Raw genomic sequence first — 20,970 nt, forward strand, 5'->3', positions numbered from 1 at the left:
GACAATATTCACTCGCCGACCGCAAGGCCACGCCGCGCGCGGGCGGCGGCGTGGCTTGTGGATGAACTCGCCGTGTTCAGCCGATGAGCGGGAGGTAGTGATGCGGCTGGCGCATCGTCACCAGATCCTTCCGCCGCACCACATTGGTCGGGTAGGGGGTGTCGAGATTGCTGGTGTCAATCTCCGCTACCGCCACCCCTTCGCCGGCACCGAGAATCGCCTCGCGGCGCGGGAATTCGAACGTGTCCGGCCCGAACACGCCGCTCTTGCCGCCATAGCCGGCGCTCTCGTCCAGCACATTGGCGAAGGCGAGATGGACATTGTTCTCGCCCGCCCGCGCCCGCATCAGGTGCCAGTGATGCGGATCGGCACCGGTGGGGATCGGGTAGTTCTGGGAAATTGCCGTGCCGGCATGGGCGGAGGTGAGGTTTCCGCGCAGCGCCGCCGGGCAGAGCACGAGGTCGCAGCCGCGCAGCGCCAGCACGCGGCCCGCTTCCGGGAAGGCGGCGTCATGGCCGATGAGCAGGCCGATGCGGCCGAATTTGGTGTCGAACACCCCCCACTCATCGCCCGGCGTCGCCCAATTATGGTCGGAGGCGTCGAGATGAGTCTTGCGGTAGCGCCCGATCACCCCCTGCGGGCCGACGAGCACGGCGGAATTGTACAGCGTGCCGTCGTCATCCTCCGCGAGGCCGGCGGCGAGGTGCAGGCCATGGCGGGTGGCGATGGCGATGAGGCGGGCTACCGCCTCGCCGCTGAGCGGCACGGCCGCGGGGGCGTCGAGGCCGGTGACGGCGCGCTCGGGGAAGACGACGAGTTCCGCACCCGCCGCGCGAGCCTCCGTCGCGAGTTCTTCGATGCGGTCGAGATTGGCGTTTGCGTCGCCGGTGGGCGCGAACTGCGCCACGGCGACCTGCGAGCGCCTTCCCTTGGGCAGCGGGCGGTGGCCGTACAGGCTGAAGAAGTCGAGCGGGTTCCAGGTGAAGGTGTTGGTCGGCAGCTCCATATAGAGCTCCGGCCGGCGCTGCTCGAACACGGCTTCGCCGAGCATGCGGCGGGCGCGGGCGCGCTCCAGATCGATCTCGACGCAGGCGACGCCGTCGCCGGTATCGATCACCGCCTCGATGGCGCCGTCCGGACCGATGACGCAGCTGCCGCCGGAGAACTGCACCGTGCGCTCCAGACCCCAGCGGTTGGATTCGATGAGGTAGCAGCTGTTCTCCATCGCCCGCGTGATCCAGTAGGGCGCGGGGGCGCGCTCGGCCAGCCAGTTGGAGATGTGGCAGATGATGTCCGCCCCGGCGAGGCCGACGAGGCGCGCGGTCTCGATGAAATGGATGTCCATGCACACCAGAAGCGCGATGCGGCCGATGGGCGTGTCGAACACGGCATGGCCCCTATTCCCCGGCGCCGACCATTTCGGCTCGGCGATATAGGGGTGGGTCTTGCGGTGGGTGCCGACCACGCCCTCCGGCCCGATGAGCACGGCGGAATTGTAATAGAGGTTGGTGGCGGCATCGACCTCCGGCATGCCGACGACGATGTAGCAGTCCTGCGCGCGGGCGATGGTGGCGAAACGCTCCGTGGTCGGGCCGGGGATCGGCTCGACGAAGGGGGCGACTTCAGTGCGGTCGAACCAGCAATAGCCGGTCGTGCCCATTTCCGGCGTGACGATGAGCTTCGCGCCCGCGCTGGCGGCCTTGCCGACCAGCGCTTCCAGCCGGGCGATGTTGCGCTCCTTCTCGAACATGGTCGGCTCGAACTGGACGGTCGCGACCTTCAGCGGGACAGTCATGGCAGGTCTCCGGGCATGGGGGAGCGTTCGGCGCCCGGCCGGTTGCGGCGGCGGGTCCGGGAATGTCGCTCGGATGGCGGTTACGGTGTCAGGCGCTCATGGCCGGGGCTGGCCCGGCCATGAGGGTGGGGCCTTGATCAGGCCGTGAGGTAGGACTTCAGGATCGAGGCGCCCATCGTGTATTTGGGGTCCACCATGTTGCCGAGCCGCACGCGGCCGCACTGGGTGAGCAGCATATAGGCCTCGATCTCGTCGAAGCCGTAATCGGACGCCATCCAGCGGATGAGATCGCGATAGGCCATGCGGGTGGCATCCTCCATCGGCCGGGTCGAGCCGATGGACATGATGAACTCTTCCGTCTCCAGCCGCGGGGTGTGGATGGTCCAGCCCTTGATCAGGTCGATCTGGATGGTGGTGACGGTGGGGTGCTCAAGTGCCACGCCGCACAGTTCGCCATCGCCCTGGGTGGCGTGGCAGTCGCCGAGATAGAGCAGGCCGCCGGCAATGTTGACGGGCAGATAGATCACCGCGCCGACGCCGACATCCGGCAGGTCCATGTTGCCGCCGTAATAATCCGGCTGCAGCGAGGTGATCGCCTCGATCTCCGGCGAGGTGCCGATGGTGCCGATGAAGGGCTGATAGGGCAGGGTGATCTTGTCGCTCCACTTGGTGCCGGTTTCGGCATCGACATGCAGCTTCTTCACCTTGATCGGCAGCGGCGCGTTCAGCATCGCCGTGTCCTTGGTCGGCACCAGCCCGCCGAAATCCGGCATGATGAGCGTGGTGCCCACGGGCTGCGGCCCGCGCGGGACGATGGATTTGATGTACACCGCCAGCGTGTCGCCCTTTTCCGCGCCATTGACGTAGATCGGGCCGTTCTGCGGGTTGAGATAGGGGAAGTTGAGGATTTCCAGCGGGTTGTCGGTCTCGTGCTTGATCGCGCCCTCGAAGGCGTCATGCGTTTCCGCCGCCACCACCGCGCCGGGATCGACCTTCAGGACCGGGTCGACATAGGGGCCGTAGACATAATGGTACTTGCCCTGCTCCGCCTCGGTGAGGGAGTGGGTGGCGCCCGCCTGGCCCTTGGCGAGGCCTTTGCGAGCCATGAGGGAATTTTCGAGCCAGGACATGATGTTCTCCTTGAATGGCTGGCTGTGCGATCAGACGGCGAGATGGCGGCGCATCGCCTCGCCATCGGCGAGGTCCTCGCGGGTGAGTTCGGCGACCACGCGGCCCTTGTCCATGACATAGCAGCGCTGGGCCATGGCCCGGATCATGTCGATGTTCTGCTCCACCAGCACGACGGTGACGCCGGTATCGGCGTTGAGCTGCACCATGATGCGGGCGATGTCCTGCACGATGTTGGGCTGGATGCCTTCCGAGGGCTCGTCGAGCAGGATGAGCTGCGGATTGGCCACCAGCACCCGGCCGATGGCGAGCTGCTGCTGCTGGCCGCCGGACATGGTGCCGGCACGCTGGCTCCAGCGCTCGCGCAGGATGGGGAAATAGCCGAGCACGCGCTCGCGGTCGGCCTCGCTGACGCGGCCCGCGCGCATGCCGCCGACCGCGATGTTCTCGCCCACGGTGAGGCGGGGAAACACGTCGCGGCCCTGCGGCACATAGCCGATGCCGAGCCGCGCCCGGCGGAAGGCGGAGAGGTGTTCCACCGGCCGGTCGCCGAAGACGATGGAGCCTTCCATCGCCGGCACAAGGCCGATGAGGCTTTTCATCAGCGTCGACTTGCCGACGCCGTTGCGGCCGATGACCGCGACGATCTCGCCCTGGCGCACCTCGATATCGAGGCCCTGCAGCACCGGCTTGCCGCCATAGCCCGCGCGCAGGCCGAGGGTGGACAGCATGACTTCCTTACGCATGGGCGGCCTCGTGAGCGGTTTCGTGCGCCGTGGTCTGGCCGAGATAGATGGCGGCGACATCCTCATTGGCGACGATCTCGTCGATCGAGCCCTGCGCGAAGACGCGGCCGAGATGCAGCACCGTGACCTTGTGGGCGACCTGGCGGACGAAGGCCATGTCATGTTCCACCGCCAGCACGGTCATGCCCTCGGCGTTGAGCCGCTTGACCATTTCGCCGGTCGCAAAGGTTTCCTCGGGCGACATGCCGGCGGTGGGCTCGTCGAGCAGCAGCAGGCGCGGCTTGAGGCTGACCGCCATGCCGATTTCCAGCCACTGCTTCTGTCCATGCGAGAGATTGCCGGCGAGGCGCGTGGAATCGGCGGTGAGGTTGAGGAAGGCGAGCAGCCTGTCGATCTCCTCGCCCAGCGCCGCCGGGGGGTAATGGTGCTGCATGGCGATTTCGAGATTCTGCCGCACGCTCAGCGCCTTGAAGATGCCGGGCACCTGGAATTTGACGCTCATGCCGCGGCGGATGCGCTGGAACGGCTTGAGGCCGGTAATGTCCTCGCCGCCGAACAGGATGGCGCCGCTGCTCGGCAGATGCTCGCCGAGGATCAGCCGGAACAGAGTCGATTTGCCGGCGCCGTTCGGCCCGATGAGGCAATGCACCTCGCCGGCTTCCAGCGTCAGGTCGACATTGTTGGTGACATGCAGGCCGCCGAAGCGCTTGTTGAGGCCTATCGTCTGGAGCATCGGCATCAGGCGTCTCCCGGCTGCCGCTTGGTGAAGGGGCGGGCGATGAGCCGCGCCAGCGCATAGATGAGGCCGCGCGGCGCCAGCAGCACGGTGAGCACCAGCATGATGCCCATCACCACAAGCGCATATTGGCTGCCATGGATGGTGAGCGCCTGGAACACGGCGAGCACGGTGAGGGTGCCGACCAGCGTGGTGGTGAGGTCCGAGCGCCCGCCGACCGCGACCCAGACGATGGGCAGCGCGGCGGCCGTCATGCCCATGGAGGAGGGCGTGATGTACTGGCCCCAGCTGGTGTAGAGCACGCCCGACAGGCCGGCGAGCGCGGCGCCGATGACGAAGGTGCCGAGCTGGTATTTGCGGATGTCGTAGCCCAGCATCTCCGCCCGCTCCGGGTTCTCGCGAATGGCGACGAGCACATTGCCGAAGGGCGAGTTCACCAGGATACGCAGGCCGAGATAGACCAGCACCAAGAGGCCGAGCACGACGTAATAGAGCTGCACGTCAGGGAACAGCACGATGTCGCCGCCGGGCCAGGGCACGGTAAGCGGGGGCATGTTGCTCATACCGTTGAAGCCGTTGAGCCGGGCGGCGCCGATCTTCCATTCCGGGCCCGCCGTCTGCGCCATGAAGCGCTCCAGAACCAGCGTCACCGAGAGGGTGACGATGCCGAGGAACACGCCGGAGATGCGGCCGAAGAACAGGAAATAGCCGAGCAGCGCCGCGAACAGGGCGGCGATGCCGATGGCGATGAGCAGCGCCACGAAGGTGAAGCCATAGGCGGCGCCGAAATTGATGGTGAGGATGCCATAGCTATAGCCGGCAATGCCGAAAAAGGCGGTCTGGCCGAAGCTGAGCGCGCCGCCATAGCCCCAGATGAGGCACAGGCCCAGCGCCATGAAGATCCAGGTGAAGAAATACACGGTGTTGCCGACGGTATAGCCGTCGGAGAACAGCGGGTAGGCGCAGGCGCCGGCCAGCACGACGAGGAAGCCGATCCAGAAGCCGGGGCCCCGGCCCAGCGTCTGCGGGCCTTCGAGGCGGGAAAAGAAGCGGGAGAGCGCGTTCATGGCTGTGTCTCGTGTCCGGGTCAGGCGCGCTCGCGCAGAAGGAAGCCGGAAATGCCGCGCGGCAGCACCCGGATGACGACGATGACGGCGATCAGCAGGCCGATCTGCCCGGCGAGCTGGCCGTACCAGGAGGTCATGGTCGCCTTGACCACGGCGAGCACGGCCGCCGCCGGGGCGGTGCCGAGGAACACGTCGGCGCCGCCGACCACCACGGTGACGAAGGCTTCCATGATGAAGGTGGTGCCCATGGTCGGCACCAGCGTCATGGTCGGGGCGTAAAGCCCGCCCGCCAGCCCGGCGAGGCCGGCGCCGAGCGCGAAGGTGAGGCTGTAGACGAGGCGGGTGTCGATGCCGAGCGCGGCCGCCATGTGCGGCACCTGGATGGTGGCGCGCGCCATGACGCCGAAGCGCGTCCAGTTGAACAGCGCGTAGAGCCCGGCAATGACCAGCACCGCCATGCCGCAGAGCACGAGGCGATAGAGCGAATAGGAGTAGTCGCCGACGGTGAAGCTGCCGAAGGGGGTGCCGACGCCGGCCATGGTGGAGCCGAGCACGATCAGCGTGCCCTGGGTGAAGATGAGGCTGAGGCCCCAGGTGGCGACGATGGTATCGAGCGGGCGGTCATAGAGATGGCGGATGATGAGGATCTCCACCAGCGCGCCCACGGCGGCCGAGACCAGCGCGCCGATGAGAATGGCGAGCGGCAGCGGCACGCCGGCATGGGCGGCGGAGACGGTGACATAGGCGCCGCACATGATGAATTCGCCATGCGCCAGATTGATCACGCCCATCATGCCGAAGATGACGGCGAGGCCGCAGGCGGACAGAACCAGAAAGGCGAAGGCGTCGCCGAACTGGTAGAGCGCGGAGAAGGCGAGGGTTCCGACATCCATGTGCGGTGGGGCCTTTGGGTTCAGTTCGTCGCATCGAGGAACGGTGGGCGAGAGACAAGTACGGACGGGGAGAGGGACCACTCTCTCATTCCCTTTCCCCGGCGGGGAGAGGGAGACGATGACCGCACGGGGAAGAAGGCGATCGCCCCGGCCAAAGCTGGGGGGTCGGGCCGGGGCGATGCCTTCGGGGGCCGCCGAGGGGGGACAGGGCGGCCGCCCGGATGGGGTGGAGGGATGGCGCGAACGTCACGTCGTCATCCCGGAACGGCCGGAGGCCGTCTCCGGGATCGCGTAACCATTCGGCTGGCGATCCCGGCTCGGCGCTTCGCTTGGCCGGGATGACATGGCGAGAGTTGCCTGCCAGCCCTTCCTGCCGTGACCGCTCAGTTCTTCGGCGGCGGGTTGGAGGGCGTGTACTGCGCGCTCGGGTCGCTCTTGGTCAGGTCGCAGCCGGCTTCGCCCAGCCAGTACGGCTTGATGCCCTCCCACACCTTCGGGAAGGTGATGGAGTGATCGGCGCCCACCTTGGCGAGATAGATGGTGTGCGACATGTGCTGGCTCTTCGGGTCGAGGCAGACCTTGCCCTCGGGAGCGTCCATGCAGACATCGCCCTTGGCGATCTCCTTGCGCAAATCGTCGCGCTTGGTCGACTTCGCCCGCTCCACCATCTGCTTGTAGAGATAGACCGCGAGATAGGAGTTCTCGGCTTCCTGGTTCACATAGGGCTCGTCCGGGAACTTCGCCTTGAACTTGGCGAAGAAGTCCTTCGAGGCCGGGGTGTCGATCTCTTCGATGTAGTTGGTGGTGACGTACATGTCCTTGAGCGATGGCGGCTTGAAGCGCTTGTGCTCATAGCCCTGGCCGACGTTCACGGAAGACGCCATCGGCAGGTTGACGTTGGCGGCGGCAGCCTGCTCGTAATAGGAAGCCTGGGCGGTGCCGACCAGCAGCGTCACCACGAAGTCGGGCTTCGCCTTCTGGATGTTCTGGATGTTCTGCGAGAACTGCGACACGCCGAGCGGGATGAAATCCTCGCCGACCATTTCGCCGCCATGCTCCTTGACGATGTTGCGCACCCATTCGGCCGAGATCTGGCCGAAGTTGTAGTCGGCGGCGAGCGTGTAGACCTTCTTGCCGTACTTCTCCATCATCCACGGGATGAGGGTGGAGAACTGCTGCTCGGGCACCGCGCCGGTGACGATCATGTTGGCGTCGCAGACGCCGCCTTCATACTGGTTGTTGTAGAAGGCAAGGCCGTCGAACTGGTTGACGATCGGGCGGTAGGCTTCGCGCGAGGCGGAAGAGAAGCCGGCGAACACCACGTCCACCTTGTCGCGCTGCAGCACGCGGCGCATGAACTCCTGGTAGCGGGTATTGTCGGACTGGGTGTCGTAGATCACCAGTTCGAGCGGGCGGCCATCGATGCCGCCGGCCTTGTTGATCTCCTCGGCGGCGAGCTGGATGGCGTGCACCTTGCCGATGGTGGCGGCGGCGAAGTCGCCGGACTGGTCTTCCAGCACGCCGAGCTTGATCGGATCGGCAGCGAAAGCATTGGCGACGCTGAGCAAAAGCGTCCCCGTGAGGGCTGCGGCACGCAGCCCTCGCATGGTCTTCCCGTTCATCTTACTCTCCTGTGAAAGGTTATCTTTTTCCCGCGCTGGGTTCCGCCGGGCGGAACTGCACGGGTTCATCGAGGGGGCCAGCCCTCGCCGTCACGAACGCCTCGCAATAGGCCTCAAGGGTCTGCCGCGAGCGCATGCTTTCGCGCCGAAGCCATTCATAGGCCTCGTCGTCATCCACGCCCGCCTCATTCATGCGGGCGATGATGGCCTTGACCACCGCGCGGCGACCCCGCCGGCGGCGATCCATGTCGTCGAGGCGGGCCCGGAGGTCGCCCCGCAACAGGAACTGGTTGATGCCGAGGAACAGCGCGGTGTAGACCGCGCCGCCCTGCACGGGCTTGCGCAGGAAGGCGGAGGCGCCGATCTGCACCAGGTGCTTGAGCCGGCTCGGCGCTTCGACGCCGACAAGGCCGATGACCGGAACGGGGGGATGATGCGCCCCCGCATCGGTGTCGAGCGCCACCGGATTGTCGAGATCGCCGTCGATGAACAGGATGTCGCGCTCGGGCTGCAGCGCCGCGAGGTCGATCTGCGCCCGCCCGTCGATGAGGGCGGGATAGACGGTGGCGACGCCGAGCTTGCCCAGCGTCTTTTCCAGCGCTTCCACGGCGGTGAGGCTCGACGTGACGATGTGCGCCCGCCCGCCATTGAAGTTCTGCAGCAGCCGAGGTGCCATCACTTCACCACTCTCAGTGTCGCGTTGCGGGCAGCGACCGCATAGCGCGGCGAGGACTGGACGAGATAGGGGTCGGGCCGGACCGGGCCGGGCGCTTCGACCAGAATGTCGAAGCGCGCCTGCGCATTGGAAATGCCGATTCGTGGCGTGAGATAGGCGTGCAGCGTCTGCGGGTCGATCCGTACCTCGCCCTGCGGGGCGAGCAGATGCTGGCGGGTGGCGGCTTCCTTCACCGTCTCCACATCGTCGGTGCCGCTCTCCGCCAGCGAGAGGATGAGCAGTTTCATCGCGATATAGGAGGCTTCCGCATCGGCCGAGGTGGTGGGGCCTTCCGGGAAGGTCTCGTCATAGAAGCGGGTGAAGGCGGCATTGGCGGGCGAGGCGAGGGAGGAGAAATAGACCGAGGAGGACAGGTGCCCGTCCACCGCTTCCTGGCCGATCTCCTCCAGCTCCGGCTCGGAAAGGGTGCAGCTGACCACCGGGAAGGTCGTGCGCTGGTCGATGCCGCGTGCGGCGCAGGCGGCGCGGAAGGCGCGGAAGAAGGCGTAGTTGCTGGTGCCGATGAGATTGTTGAACACGAAAGCGGGACGCGCTTCCAGAATGGCCTCGACCACCTGGTCGATCTCGGTGTCGCCCACCGGCACATAGCGTTCCGCCAGCACGCGGGCCCCGCGCGCGGTCATCGCCTCGCGGAAGATGCGGGTGTTCTCCCACGCCCAGATATAGTTGGAGCCGACGCAGAAGGCGGAACTACCGAGCGTCGCCAGCGCGTGATCGACCAGCGGCAGCACATGCTGGTTGGGCGAGGCGCCGGTGTAGATGACATTGCCGGAGCTCTCGAAGCCCTCATAATGGGAAGGGTACCAGAGCAGGCCGTCATGCTTCTCGAAGCAGGGAATGACTTCCTTGCGGCTCGACGAGGTGTAGCAGCCCACGACATGGCGGATGCCGTCATGCAGAAGCTCCCGGCTGAGCGCGGCATAGCGGGGAAGTTCGCCGCCGGGATTGACCACGACCGGCTCGATGGTGAGGCCGGGCGCCGGGCGCTCCGCCACCGCCAGCAGGGCGCCGTTCAGCATCGAGCGCGCGACCACATTGTAGGGTCCCGTGGTCGAGAACATGACGCCGATGCGGAAGTGCTTCGCCACGTATCGCTCCAATGCCGGGCCGAAGCCCAAAACAAAAAACGCCCGCCGGCCGTCAGGCCGTGGGCGTCGTTGCCACCAACCAGCCAGCGTTGACACGCCGTCGTTGGAAATGTTGACCGAAAGTGCCGCGACAATGGGCATCCTTGCCCGCCGCTCGTTTTCTAGGCTCGCGTGAAGTTACCTTCTTGTCAAGAAGCTTTTTCGCGCGTGGGGGTGAGCGCCGGGTCCGGCGGTGACACCGCCTGCGCCTCGCGCAGGATCCAGTCGATGAGGTCGCGGGCGGGATCGGACAGAGAGGGGCCGGGCACCAGCCAATAGCCGGTCTCGCCCCGCGCCAGCGGCGGGCCCACCGCGACCAGCGTGCCGTCGGCCAGCGCGCCGTCGATCAGCCCGGCCCAGCCGAGCGCGACGCCCTGATCCGCCATCGCCGCCTGCACCACGAGGCCATAGGTGTTGAGGCTGAGATCGCTGGCCGCCGGGCCGCGCGCCAGCCCCATCGCCGCGAACCAGTCGCTCCAGCCGAACCAGCGCGGGTGCGGCGTGCTTTCCAGATGCAGCAGCGGCAAATTGCCGATGCGCGCCGGATCGCCGCCGAGGCCGTGGCGGGCGGCGAAGGCCGGGCTGCACACCGGCCAGATGCGTTCCTCCACCAGCTGCACGCTCTCAGGCGGAAAGTCGCGCCGGGCGCCGAACAGCACGGCGACATCCTCGGCCCCGTCGAGGCCGGGATCGGCGCTGGTGGAGGCGATGATGTGCACATCCGTTTCCGGCCGCACCTGCCGGAAGGCGGCGACGCGCGGCATCATCCAGAACGAGGCGAAGCCATAATCGGTGAACAGCCGCACCACGGGGCGGCGGCTGAGCCGGCGCACCGCGCGGGCGGCGCCGTCGATTTCCGCCACCGCCGCCGCGCTCGCCCGGTGCAGCACCTCGCCGGCGGGGGAGAGCGTGCTGCCGCGGTGGCCGCGCAGCAGAAGCGGCGTGCCGAGCTGGGTTTCCAGCTCGCGCACCACATAGCTCACCGCCGGTTGCGACAGGCCGAGCGCGCGCGCCGCGGCGGTGAGCGAGCCGAGCCGCCCCACCGCCTCGAACACACGCATCCAGCCAAGATCGAGAGGTCGCTCAGACATAGATGCAGCTTATGTCAAACATCGAAAATATCGGGCTTCACAGCCCACCACATTTAACTGCCTGATACCCCTCAGGCAAGGAAAGCCGCCGCTCGACAAGGCGGGCCCTTGAGCATCTCACCTGTCTCAATGCTTCCAGAGGTGACCCCGATGACCCGTCTGACACTGGCCGCTTCGGCCCTTTCCCTGCTCCTCCTCGCCGGCCCCGCTTTCGCGGCCGACGCCCCCGCCTGCAAGACCATCCGCATGTCGGACCCCGGCTGGACCGACATCACCTCCACCAACGCCATTGCCGGCGTGCTGCTGGAGGGGCTCGGCTATGCCCAGGATGTGAAGACGCTGTCGGTGCCGATCGGCTACGAGTCGATGAAGAACGGCAATATCGACGTGTTCCTCGGCAACTGGATGCCGGCGCAGCAGAAATTCATCGACGCGCTGAATGAGGCGAAGGCGGTGGACGTGCTCGCCACCAATCTCGAAGGCGCCAAGTTCACCCTCGCCGTGCCGAGCTATGTCGCCGAGGCCGGGGTGAAGGACTTCAAGGATCTCGCCGCCAACGCCGACAAGTTCGACGGCAAGATCTACGGCATCGAGCCCGGCGCGCCGGCCAACCAGAACATCCTGAAGATGATCGACGCCAATGATTTCGGCCTCAAGGGCTGGAAGGTGGTGGAATCGGGCGAGCAGGCGATGCTGGCGCAGGTGAAGCGTGCGCAGAACGGCAAGAGCTGGATCGTCTTCCTCGCCTGGGCGCCGCACCCGATGAACGAGACGTTTGACCTCACCTATCTCTCCGGCGGCGACGCCTATTTCGGCGCCAATTTCGGCGGTGCCGACGTGCGCACCCTCGCCCGCGCCGGCTGGGCGGGCGAGTGCCCGAACGCGGCGACCTTCTTCAAGCAGCTCAAATTCGACCTCGCCATGGAGAACACCATGATGGGCAAGATTCTCGATGACGGGCAGGACCCCAAGGCGGCGGCCAAGGCGCTGCTGAAGGCCAAGCCCGACGTGCTCGGCCCCTGGCTCGCCGGCGTGACCACCTTTGACGGCAAGCCGGGCCTGCCGGCGGTGAAGGCCTCGCTCGGCCTGTGAACCCTCAATGAGGCCGGCGGCGGCGCTGCCGGCCCTTCCTCCGCCCAAGAACTCGCCCAAGAACTCGCCCAAGCTCTCGCCCAAGCCTGCCGCGTGGACCGTGCCATGACCGCGACGCCGACCCCTTCGCCCGCCCGCCCGAACATCCTCATCCTGATGGTCGACCAGCTGAACGGCACGTTCTTCCCGGATGGGCCGGCGGACTTTCTGCACGCGCCGCATCTGCGGGCCCTCGCCGATCGCTCCGCGCGCTTCGCCAACACCTATACGGCGAGCCCGCTCTGCGCGCCGGCGCGGGCTTCCTTCATGTCGGGCCAGCTGCCCAGCCGCACGCGGGTCTATGACAATGCCGCCGAGTTCACCTCTGATATCCCGACCTTCGCCCACCATCTGCGCCGCGCCGGTTATCACACCGCGCTGTCGGGCAAGATGCATTTCGTCGGGCCGGACCAGCTGCACGGCTATGAGGAGCGGCTGACCACCGACATCTATCCCGCCGATTTCGGCTGGACGCCGGACTATACGCGCCCCGGCGAGCGGATCGACTGGTGGTACCACAATCTGGGCTCCGTCACCGGCGCCGGGGTGGCGGAGATCACCAACCAGCTGGAATATGACGACGAGGTGGCCTATCACGCCGCGCGCAAGCTCTATGATCTCGCGCGCGGGCACGATGCGCGGCCCTGGTGCCTCACCGTGAGCTTCACCCACCCGCACGACCCCTATGTCGCCCGCAAGCGCTTCTGGGACCTTTATGAGGACTGCCCGGCGCTGGACCCTGTGGTGCCGCCCATTGCCTTCGAGGAGCAGGACCCGCATGCCCAACGCCTGATGCTGGCGAGCGACCATGCTGCCAGCCATGTGACGGACGAGGATGTGCGGCGCTCCCGCCGGGCCTATTTCGCCAACATCTCCTATGTCGACGAAAAGATCGGCGAACTGCTCGACGTGCTGGAGCGTTGCCGGCTAAGCGACGACACGATCGTCGTCTTCGTCTCCGACCATGGCGACATGCTGGGCGAGCGCGGCCTGTGGTTCAAGATGAACTTCCTGGAAGGCTCGGCGAGAGTGCCGCTGATGATTGCCGCTCCCGGCCTGCCCGCCGGCCGGATCGACCGTGCCGCCTCCACGCTCGACGTGCTGCCGACTTTGGCGGAGCTGGTCGGGCTCGACCTCGGCGGCGTGCTGCCCTGGACCGATGGCGAGAGCCTCGTCGGGCCGGCGAAGGGCACGGGCGAGCGCTCGCCGGTGCCGATGGAATATGCGGCGGAAGGCTCCTATGCGCCGCTGGTGGCTTTGCGCGACGGGCCGTGGAAGCTCATCCTGTGCGATCTCGATCCGCCGATCCTGACCAACCTCGACGAGGACCCGCAGGAATTGGTCAACCGGGCGCAGGACCCGGCCTGCGCCGGGGTGATGGCGGCGATGACGGCGGCGATGGACGCCCGCTGGGACCTCGCCCGCTTCGACGCCGAGGTGCGCGCCAGCCAGGCGCGGCGGCATGTGGTGTATGCGGCGCTGCGCAACGGCGCCTATTACCCCTGGGATTTCCAGCCGCTGCAAAAGGCGTCCGAGCGTTACATGCGCAACCATATGGACCTGAACGTGCTGGAAGAGAACCAGCGTTTTCCGCGCGGCGAGTAGCGGCGCCCCCCCGGGCGCGCACCCCGGCTTGCCGCACTGCCGCGAAGATGAGTTGCGCCGCATCACGCGCTTGCGATCTCGCACACACCAATTCGCGGAAACCATCGCGGCTGGCCTACGTTGTACCAGCAGATTCACCGGCCGGGCCGTGCGGTTCCGGCGAGGTGAATGCGTGTCGAACCCGAAATCGCGACCTTTTTTGATGCCGGATATCGTGTCGAATTGTCGCGCTCTTCAAAGGATGTTGATTATGAAGAAGACCGTTTCCATTCCGGTGATTGGTGCTGTTCTTGCCGCTGCTTTCGCCGGCCCCGCTCTCGCCCAGGGCTACAATGCCGGCCCCGGCGCCCCGTCCGGCTGGTCGCAGAACCATAATGCGACGCAGCAGGGCGGCTGGTCGCAGCGCGGCACCGTCACCGAGGGCCGTAACGCCACGACGATGTATGAGGGCGGCATGTATGACAGCCGCAGCATGCGCGGCCCGAACACCCAGGGCGTCGAGCCCTATATCGCCAACCAGATCGAGCAGAACGCGCGCAGCACCGACTGAGTGCGGCCTTAAACACAGCGTTTCTCGATGCGACTTTGCGGCGGCTCCTTCCGGGGCCGCCGTTTTTTCGTATCCGGTCCGTCGGGCCGGCTTCCGCCGCCGATTGCTTAGGCCGGGCGTCGGCTTCCGCCGCCGCTGTCTCAGGTTAAGCGGCGGCTTCCGCCGCCGCCGGGACGGTCCGGCGGGGTGAGCGCCAGCATGGAGGTGACGGATTCCGGCGCCGGCCCGGCGGCAATGCCGCGCCGGGGCATGCCCTCGATGAAGGGCACGAGTTGCAGCCGGGCGATCTCCAGCACGCGCCGCAGCTCGGTGACCGGCTGGGCGTGTTCGTCCACCCGCAGGTCCAGCGCGCAATAATCCTCCTCGCCCTGCACCCGAAGGCTCGCGGACTGCCGCCCGCGCCTGTCGCCGCCGGCGGCGTCGCCGGCTTCCAGCGCCCGCATCAGCCGCTCGTCGAGCCTTTGCCCCGCGCTCATGCGGAAGGCGCCCGCCATGGCGTCGATCACCTGCGCGCCGGTGAGCATGTTGCCCTGCACGGCGAAACCGTCGCCGATTTCCTGCCCGCACCAGGGCGTGCAGTCGGCGCCGGTGAAGGCGGCGGCTTCGCCAGCGTGATCCACCACGCCGATCTGGCGCAGTTCGCGCGCCGCATCCGCCGCCAGTGCCGCTTGAAGCGCCGCACGTGCCGGCGTGCCGGCGGCGATGGCGTCGAGCACGCCGAGCGCGAGATAGGGATTGACCCAGGACTGGGTGGAGGCGGCGCCGACCTTCGCCCGCGAGAACGGGCACATGGAGCCCACCGCCGGCACGGCGGTGGCGACCGCGACGCCGAAGAGGCCGGTGGACGGGCAGCGGGCGACGATGGAGAAGGTCATGCCACTTACCTCACACGCTCAGATGTTTCAGCACCCGCGCGCGGGAATCCGGCTCCGAGGTGGCGCCGGTCTCGGCGATCTCGCCCCGGTCCAGCACCGCCCAGCGGTCCGCCACCGCCAAGGCGAAGGGCAGATGCTGCTCCACCAGCAGCATGGTGGTGCCATGACGCTCGCGGGCGCTGCGGATGACGCCGGCGAGCCGGTCGATGACCGAGGGCTGCAGGCCTTCGGTGATCTCGTCGACCAGCAGCAGCTTCGCCCCCGTGGCCAGCGAGCGGGCCATCAGCAGCATTTTCTGCTCGCCGCCCGAGAGCGTGCCGGCGCGCTGCTTGAGGCGCTGGAGCAGGAAGGGGAAGGAGGCTTCCACCTCGGCGAGTGCGGCCTCGAAATCCGGGCGGCGTACGGCGAGGCGGAGATTTTCCTCCACGCTCATGTCCTGGAACAGCGCCTTTTCCTGCGCCACATAGCCCACACCGAGGCGGGCGACGCGGTGGGGGGCGAGGCGTGTGGCCTCCGCGCCGGCAATGGCCACGGTGCCGGTCATTTTCGGCAGGAAGCCCATGACCGATTTCAGCAGGGTGGACTTGCCCATGCCGTTCTTGCCGAGCACGGCGAGGATCTCGCCGGGCGCGATGGCGAGGCTCACCTCGCGCAGCACCACCGCGCCGGCATAGCCGCTGGAGAGATGATCGACGGCGAGGAGGCTCATGCCGGCATCTCCTTGGGCGCGGGGGCGGTTTCATGGTCGATGCCGGCATGGCCGGAACCGGCATAGACCTGCTTCACGAGTTCGGAGGCGACCACCTCCTCCACCGAGCCGTCGAGCACGATATGGCCCTGGTGCAGGACGATGACGCGGGAGGAAATCTCGCGCACGAAGTCGAGATCGTGCTCCACCAGCAGCACGCACAGGCCCTGTTTCTTGGTCAGCTCGATGAGGATGGCGCCGATCTGCATGCGCTCGGTCTTGGTGAGGCCGGCGGTGGGCTCGTCCAGCAGCAGCACGCGCGGCTCCAGCGCCAGCACCATGGCGAGTTCCAGCGCCTGCTTCATGCCGTGCGAGAGCAGATGCGCCGGGGTGGAAAGCTGCTTGTCCAGCCCCGTGGTGGCGATGACATGCATCGCCGCCTCGGGGAGCGGCAGGACCTCGGCGCGCCGCCACAGCGAAGGCCGGGCATGGCGCACACGGGCGATCTGCAGGCACTGGGCGACGGTGAGCGTTTCGAACACATTGGCCATCTGGAACTTGCGGCCGACGCCGAGCGCGACGCAGGCTTCCGGCGGCTTGCGGCCGATGTCGTAGCCATTGACGGCGATGCTGCCGGCGGAACGTTCCGCGCCATCGGCGATGCAGCGCATCAGCGTGGTCTTGCCGGCGCCATTGGGGCCGACAAGGCTGACGAGTTCGCCGGCACGCGCCTCGAAATCGATGGCTTCCAGCACGGTGAGGCTGCCGAAGCGCTTGGCGACGCCGGCAACGCTGAGCGCCGGCCCCTCGCCCGGCTCGACGCCCTGCGTTTCCGCCGCGTCGAGGGTGGAAAGCCGCACGCTGGCCGCCGGGGCGGCGCGGCGCGGACGGAGGAGACCGACGAGCCGGCGCGGCAGGTCGAACAGCACGGGCAGCAGGCCGCGCGGGAAGGCGACGATGACCAGCACGAACAGCACGCCGATGATGAGCTGCCAGACGAAGGGATAGTCGCCGGCGAGCTGCGCGCTCTCATAATCGACGATCAGCGCGCCGAACACCGGGCCGAGCAGCGTGCCGCGCCCGCCGAGCGCGGTCCAGATGACCAGCTCGGTGCCGAAGACGAAGCCGGCAAGTTCCGGCGCCACCACCATCGCATAGCCGGCATAGATATAGCCGGCGATGGCGCCGATGGCGGCGCAGGCGAGATAAACGAGGATCTTCAGCCGCGACGTGTCGAGGCCGAGATATTTGCAGCGCTGCTCGTTCTCGCGCACGGCGACCAGGAGCTTGCCGGCATCGCTCTTGACGAAGATATAGGCGGCCGTGGTCACGAGGACGAGGAAGCCGCCCGCCAGCCAGAACCAGGCTTCCATCGACAAATCGAAGCTCATGAAGCCGGACAGCCCGCTCGACGAGCCGGTGAAGGTGCCGCCGGAATAGAGCAGCTGCGTCGCCACGATGGGCAGTACCAGCGTGATGACCGAGGCATAGAGCGCCGAGGCGCCGTGCCAGAAGGCGAGCCAGCCGACGATCGCCGCCACCAGCAGCGCCCCGCCGACGCCGAGCGCGAGGGCGAGCACGGCATTGCCGGTAGAGAAGTCGAGATGGGTGAAGACCAGCCCCGCCGCATAGGCGCCGCAGGCGAAGAACACCGACTGGCCGAAGGTGAGGATGCCGAGGAAGCCCCACAGCAGGTCCACCGTCAGCGCCACCGCCGCATAGAGCAGCGAGCGGGTGAGCACGTTCACCGAATAGGTGTCGAGCACATAGGGCCCGGCGAAGATCGCCGCCAGCGCGAGCAGGGCGACGGCGAGGATGAGGGACAGGCGGCGCGCTTCAGTCACGGGCGAACCCCTGCGGACGCAGGCGCAGAATGATGGCGGCGAGCACGGCGATGGTGAGACCTCCGAGAACCGGGCTGAAATGGGTGGCCACCAGCACCTGCGCCCCGCCCAGCACCAGGCAGGCGAACAGCAGGCTGACCAGCGAGGCGCCTGACACCAGCACCAGCATGAAAGCGTTGACAAGCCAGGGCACGCCCATGGCGGGATCGACGCTCGACAAGGGGGTGATGAGCGCGCCGGCAATGCCGGCCAGCGCCGAGCCGAGGGTGAAGGTGAGGAAGCGCACCAGCCCGCTATTGATGCCGAGCCCGCGCGCCAGATCCTCGTTCATGATCACCGCCCGCGTCTCCAGCCCCAGCCTTGTCCCCTGCAGCAGGGCCGTGAGGGCGAGGCCCAGCAGGGCGGCGATGCCGACAAGGGCGAGGCGATAGGCGGAATAGCCCTCGCCGAGAATGTCGATGGTGCCGCTCAGCGGCGACTGGGTGAACTGCACGCCGCGTCCGAAGGCGAGGGTGATAAGCTGGCCGATGATGATCGACAGGCCCCAGGTGGCGAGGATGGCGTCGAGCGGGCGGGAATAGAGCGGGCGCACCACGAAGCGCTCGATGGCCATGCCGGTCACGCCGCCGAACAAGGCGGCGATGGGAATGGCGAGCCACGGGTTGAGCCCGGCCTGGGTGGTGACGAGCGCGGCATAGCCGCCGAGGGTCATCAGTCCGCCATGGGCGAAATTGATGATCTTCATGACGCCGAACACGAGCAGCAGCCCGGTCGCCACCGCATAGAGGATGGCGGCGGTCGTCACGATGTCCAGCGTCTGGGCGATCATGCGAAGTCCTTTGGGGTTGGAGGCACGGCGGGCCGGGTCACGTCATCCCTCAAAGCCCGGCTTTTCCGGGCACCTCAGGATGATGTCGCAAGGCGGGCCGCAAGGTTCGCGCCATCGGTGCCGCCGGCCCCCTCTCCCCGGCGGGGAGAGGGATGGGGTGAGGGGCCCGGCGGGCAGGTAGAGAAGCCGCGACCCTCACCATGCACGCTCCGCCCCTCTCCCGCAGGACAGGGGCGGAAGGCGAATGGCTCACTTCAGCTTCGGGCACTGCTCGCCGGGATCCACGTCCTTGAAGCTGGAGATGATGCCGACCGAGCCGTCGGCCTTCACCTGGCCGAGATACATGGTCAGCGGCGCGTGGCGCTGCTTGTTCATGACGATGGTGCCGCGCGGGCCTTCCACCGCGACTTCCGCCAGCGCCGGGATCACCTTGGCGGCATCCGTCGTGCCGGCCTTCTCCACCGCCGCCTTATAGGCGTAGACGGCTTCATATTCCGGCACGGAGAGGTCGTTCGGGGTCTTCAGGTCCTTGCCGAACTTCTTCTCCATCGCGGCGAGGAACGCCTTGTTGGCGGGGGTGTCGATATTGGTGAAGTAGGAGCCGGCGATATAGATGCCCTCGGCATCCGGGCCCATCGCCTTGGCCGTGCCTTCATCGACGGCGAGGTTGCCATAGAGCGACTTGATGCCCGCCGCGCGCAGCTGCTTGGTCAGCGTCACATTCGGCGCGCCACCGGCGGTGGAGGTGATGATGGCGTCGGGGTTGGCCGCCTTCACCTTGGAGAGGATGGCGGTCCAGTCGGTGGCGTCCATCGGGGCGTATTCGTCGCCCACGACCTTGCCGCCGGTCTTTTCGATATAGGCCTTGGTGAAGGCCAGCATGCCGCGGCCGAAGGCGTAGTCCGAACCGATCAGGAAATAGGTCTTGGCGCCTTCCTTGTTGAAGAAGTCGACAATGGGGGCGACCTGCTGGTCCGGCACCCAGGCGTTCACATACATATAGGGGCTGCAGGAGCGGCCCTCATAGAACGAGGTGTAGATGTAGGGCACCTTGCCGCGATTGACGATCGGCAGGCCGGCATTGCGCGCCGCCGAGGTCTCCATGGAGATCAGCACGTCGACCTTCTTCTGGAAGATCAGCGAGTCGAACGCCTTCTGCGCGCCGGCCGCGCCGGAGGCGTCGTCGGCGACCTCAAGCACCACTTTCTTGCCGAGGATGCCGCCCTTGGCGTTGATCTCTTCCACCGCCAGCTCGGCGGACTGGACGACGGAGGGGGCGACCACGGAGTTCGCGCCGGACAGGCCGACGGGAATGCCGATGGTGATGGTGTCGGCGGCGAGCGCCGGCCCAGTGAGAAGGCCGGCGGCGAACACGCCGGCCATCAGCAGCGAGAGACGGGACATAGGCTTTCTCCGGAAGGTTATGGGTTTTTGGCAGCGGTGGAGAGAAGCGGGGCTCTAGTACCAGCCCCGGGAAATCGGCGCGCCGAGCATCTCGGCATAGACATCGGTGCGGCGGTCGCGCAGCACCTGGTTGAAGTCGTTCCAGTTGCGGGCGCGGCGGGCGGCGCCGAGGTCGATCTCGGCGGAGACGATCTCCTCGCCGTCGCGGCTCGCCGGGCCGGCGGCGGGCCAGCCGGTATAGCTGAGGATCAGGCTTTGCCCCTCGAAGGGCTGGCCGCGCTCGGTGCCGATGCGGTCGGCGCAGGCGATGTAGAGCGAGTTGGAATGGGCGGCGGCCATGGCGAGGATGTTGGCCATCGCCTCGCGCCCCTCCGCCTGGCCGGGGATCGGCACCCAGTTGGTGGGCACGCAGACGATATCCGCACCCTGCAGCGCCTGCAGCCGGTAGGTCTCGGGGAACCAGCCATCGTAGCAGATGGCGACACCGATGCGCCCGAGCGCGGTGTGGAACACCGGGAAGCCGTTATTGCCGGGCTCGAAGAACAGGTTCTCGTTGCCCCACAGATGCATCTTGCGATAGGTGCCGATATGGCCCTCCGGTCCGATGACGACCGCGCTGTTGTAGAGCGCCGTGCCCTCGCGCTCGGTGATGCCGGCGACGATGTGCAGGCCGCGCTCCTTGGCGATCTTCGCCCAGGCCTGGCAGCTCGGCCCGTCGGGAATGGTCTCGGCGAGGCCGAAGGCTTCCTCGCGGGTCTCGAACACGTAGCCGGTATTGGCGAGTTCCGGCAGCACGATCAGCTTGGCGCCGCCCTCGGCCGCACGGGCGATGAGGCCGAGCGAATGCGCGACATTGGCGCTGGTGTCGCCGAAGCGCGGCTCCATCTGGATGCAGGCGACGCGGACAAGGCTTGAGACCGGCATGAAGGCGCACCTCTGCGATCGCCGCGGGGCGCCGCGGCGTGAAAACAAAAAGCCCCCGGCAGTGCCTTCCGGCACCATCGAGGGCTGCATAGCCTGGATGTAGGGCGGCAACGCTGCCGCCACGCTCACGAAGCGATGGGGGTAGCAAAGCGCAGGCGGCGGAGCCTGTCAAGCGCAAA

19 protein-coding genes are annotated in these 20,970 nt (G+C 67.3%); 3 read left to right on the forward strand and 16 right to left on the reverse strand.

From position 1 onward, the window contains the following. Positions 1-76 precede the first annotated feature (76 nt). From J2S75_RS05960 to J2S75_RS06005, 10 genes are all read right to left on the reverse strand, one after another. On the reverse strand, positions 77-1,795 hold the full coding sequence (locus J2S75_RS05960; protein ID WP_307018897.1) for a nitrilase-related carbon-nitrogen hydrolase: 1,719 nt from the start codon (positions 1,793-1,795) through the stop codon (positions 77-79). A 137-nt stretch (positions 1,796-1,932) separates the two neighbouring features. Continuing rightward, positions 1,933-2,925: an acetamidase/formamidase family protein gene (locus J2S75_RS05965; protein WP_307018898.1), complete on the reverse strand. Its 993-nt coding sequence runs from the start codon at positions 2,923-2,925 to the stop codon at positions 1,933-1,935. 30 nt (positions 2,926-2,955) lie between these two features. Beyond that, a complete protein-coding gene (locus J2S75_RS05970) occupies positions 2,956-3,669 on the reverse strand; it encodes an ABC transporter ATP-binding protein (protein WP_307018899.1) in 714 nt (237 codons plus the stop codon). Next, positions 3,662-4,408: an ABC transporter ATP-binding protein gene (locus tag J2S75_RS05975; RefSeq protein ID WP_307018900.1), complete on the reverse strand. Its 747-nt coding sequence runs from the start codon at positions 4,406-4,408 to the stop codon at positions 3,662-3,664. Before J2S75_RS05975 ends, J2S75_RS05970 begins: the two co-directional genes overlap by 8 nt. Then, positions 4,408-5,472: a branched-chain amino acid ABC transporter permease gene (locus tag J2S75_RS05980; protein WP_307018901.1), complete on the reverse strand. Its 1,065-nt coding sequence runs from the start codon at positions 5,470-5,472 to the stop codon at positions 4,408-4,410. Before J2S75_RS05980 ends, J2S75_RS05975 begins: the two co-directional genes overlap by 1 nt. Positions 5,473-5,492: 20 nt before the next feature. Then, the gene (locus J2S75_RS05985) at positions 5,493-6,365 is read right to left on the reverse strand and encodes an ABC transporter permease subunit (RefSeq protein WP_244379556.1); all 873 of its coding nucleotides are present in this window, start codon (positions 6,363-6,365) and stop codon (positions 5,493-5,495) included. A gap of 383 nt (positions 6,366-6,748) precedes the next feature. Then, the gene (locus J2S75_RS05990) at positions 6,749-7,987 is read right to left on the reverse strand and encodes an urea ABC transporter substrate-binding protein (protein WP_307018902.1); all 1,239 of its coding nucleotides are present in this window, start codon (positions 7,985-7,987) and stop codon (positions 6,749-6,751) included. Between the two features lie 19 nt (positions 7,988-8,006). After that, the gene (locus J2S75_RS05995; RefSeq protein ID WP_307018903.1) at positions 8,007-8,663 is read right to left on the reverse strand and encodes an ANTAR domain-containing response regulator; all 657 of its coding nucleotides are present in this window, start codon (positions 8,661-8,663) and stop codon (positions 8,007-8,009) included. Further along, on the reverse strand, positions 8,663-9,784 hold the full coding sequence (locus J2S75_RS06000; RefSeq protein WP_307019156.1) for a transporter substrate-binding domain-containing protein: 1,122 nt from the start codon (positions 9,782-9,784) through the stop codon (positions 8,663-8,665). The genes J2S75_RS05995 and J2S75_RS06000 overlap by 1 nt, the downstream gene beginning before the upstream one ends. A gap of 215 nt (positions 9,785-9,999) precedes the next feature. Beyond that, on the reverse strand, positions 10,000-10,941 hold the full coding sequence (locus J2S75_RS06005; protein ID WP_307018904.1) for a LysR family transcriptional regulator: 942 nt from the start codon (positions 10,939-10,941) through the stop codon (positions 10,000-10,002). A 150-nt stretch (positions 10,942-11,091) separates the two neighbouring features. Here J2S75_RS06005 and choX point away from each other — a divergent pair, with 150 nt between their 5' ends. The 3 genes from choX (at position 11,092) to J2S75_RS06020 (ending at position 14,227) form a co-directional block, all read left to right on the forward strand. Further along, complete coding sequence (gene choX, locus J2S75_RS06010) at positions 11,092-12,033, forward strand: choline ABC transporter substrate-binding protein (RefSeq protein ID WP_307018905.1); 942 nt, start codon at positions 11,092-11,094, stop codon at positions 12,031-12,033. 105 nt (positions 12,034-12,138) lie between these two features. Next, complete coding sequence (betC, locus tag J2S75_RS06015; RefSeq protein WP_307018906.1) at positions 12,139-13,677, forward strand: choline-sulfatase; 1,539 nt, start codon at positions 12,139-12,141, stop codon at positions 13,675-13,677. 250 nt (positions 13,678-13,927) lie between these two features. Beyond that, positions 13,928-14,227, forward strand: a complete 300-nt coding sequence (locus tag J2S75_RS06020) for a hypothetical protein (protein WP_307018907.1) — start codon at positions 13,928-13,930, stop codon at positions 14,225-14,227. A gap of 140 nt (positions 14,228-14,367) precedes the next feature. On the opposite strand, the gene J2S75_RS06025 is transcribed toward J2S75_RS06020, so the two are convergent. The 6 genes from J2S75_RS06025 to J2S75_RS06050 all read right to left on the reverse strand — a co-directional run bounded on the left by J2S75_RS06025 (position 14,368) and on the right by J2S75_RS06050 (position 20,752). After that, positions 14,368-15,102, reverse strand: coding sequence for a DUF1028 domain-containing protein (locus J2S75_RS06025; RefSeq protein WP_307018908.1), 735 nt, complete (start codon positions 15,100-15,102; stop codon positions 14,368-14,370). A gap of 10 nt (positions 15,103-15,112) precedes the next feature. Then, positions 15,113-15,811 (reverse strand): ABC transporter ATP-binding protein, encoded by a 699-nt coding sequence (locus J2S75_RS06030; protein ID WP_307018909.1) that lies wholly within the window; start codon positions 15,809-15,811, stop codon positions 15,113-15,115. Further along, on the reverse strand, positions 15,808-17,634 hold the full coding sequence (locus tag J2S75_RS06035) for a branched-chain amino acid ABC transporter ATP-binding protein/permease (protein WP_307018910.1): 1,827 nt from the start codon (positions 17,632-17,634) through the stop codon (positions 15,808-15,810). The genes J2S75_RS06030 and J2S75_RS06035 overlap by 4 nt, the downstream gene beginning before the upstream one ends. After that, a complete protein-coding gene (locus J2S75_RS06040) occupies positions 17,627-18,463 on the reverse strand; it encodes a branched-chain amino acid ABC transporter permease (protein WP_307018911.1) in 837 nt (278 codons plus the stop codon). The genes J2S75_RS06035 and J2S75_RS06040 overlap by 8 nt, the downstream gene beginning before the upstream one ends. Before the next feature lie 249 nt (positions 18,464-18,712). Continuing rightward, positions 18,713-19,846, reverse strand: a complete 1,134-nt coding sequence (locus J2S75_RS06045) for a substrate-binding protein (RefSeq protein WP_307019157.1) — start codon at positions 19,844-19,846, stop codon at positions 18,713-18,715. 75 nt (positions 19,847-19,921) lie between these two features. Continuing rightward, positions 19,922-20,752, reverse strand: a complete 831-nt coding sequence (locus tag J2S75_RS06050) for a nitrilase family protein (RefSeq protein WP_370874097.1) — start codon at positions 20,750-20,752, stop codon at positions 19,922-19,924. Positions 20,753-20,970 lie beyond the last annotated feature (218 nt).

It is taken from the genome of Ancylobacter polymorphus (genome assembly GCF_030813495.1).
Lineage (GTDB): Bacteria > Pseudomonadota > Alphaproteobacteria > Rhizobiales > Xanthobacteraceae > Ancylobacter > Ancylobacter polymorphus.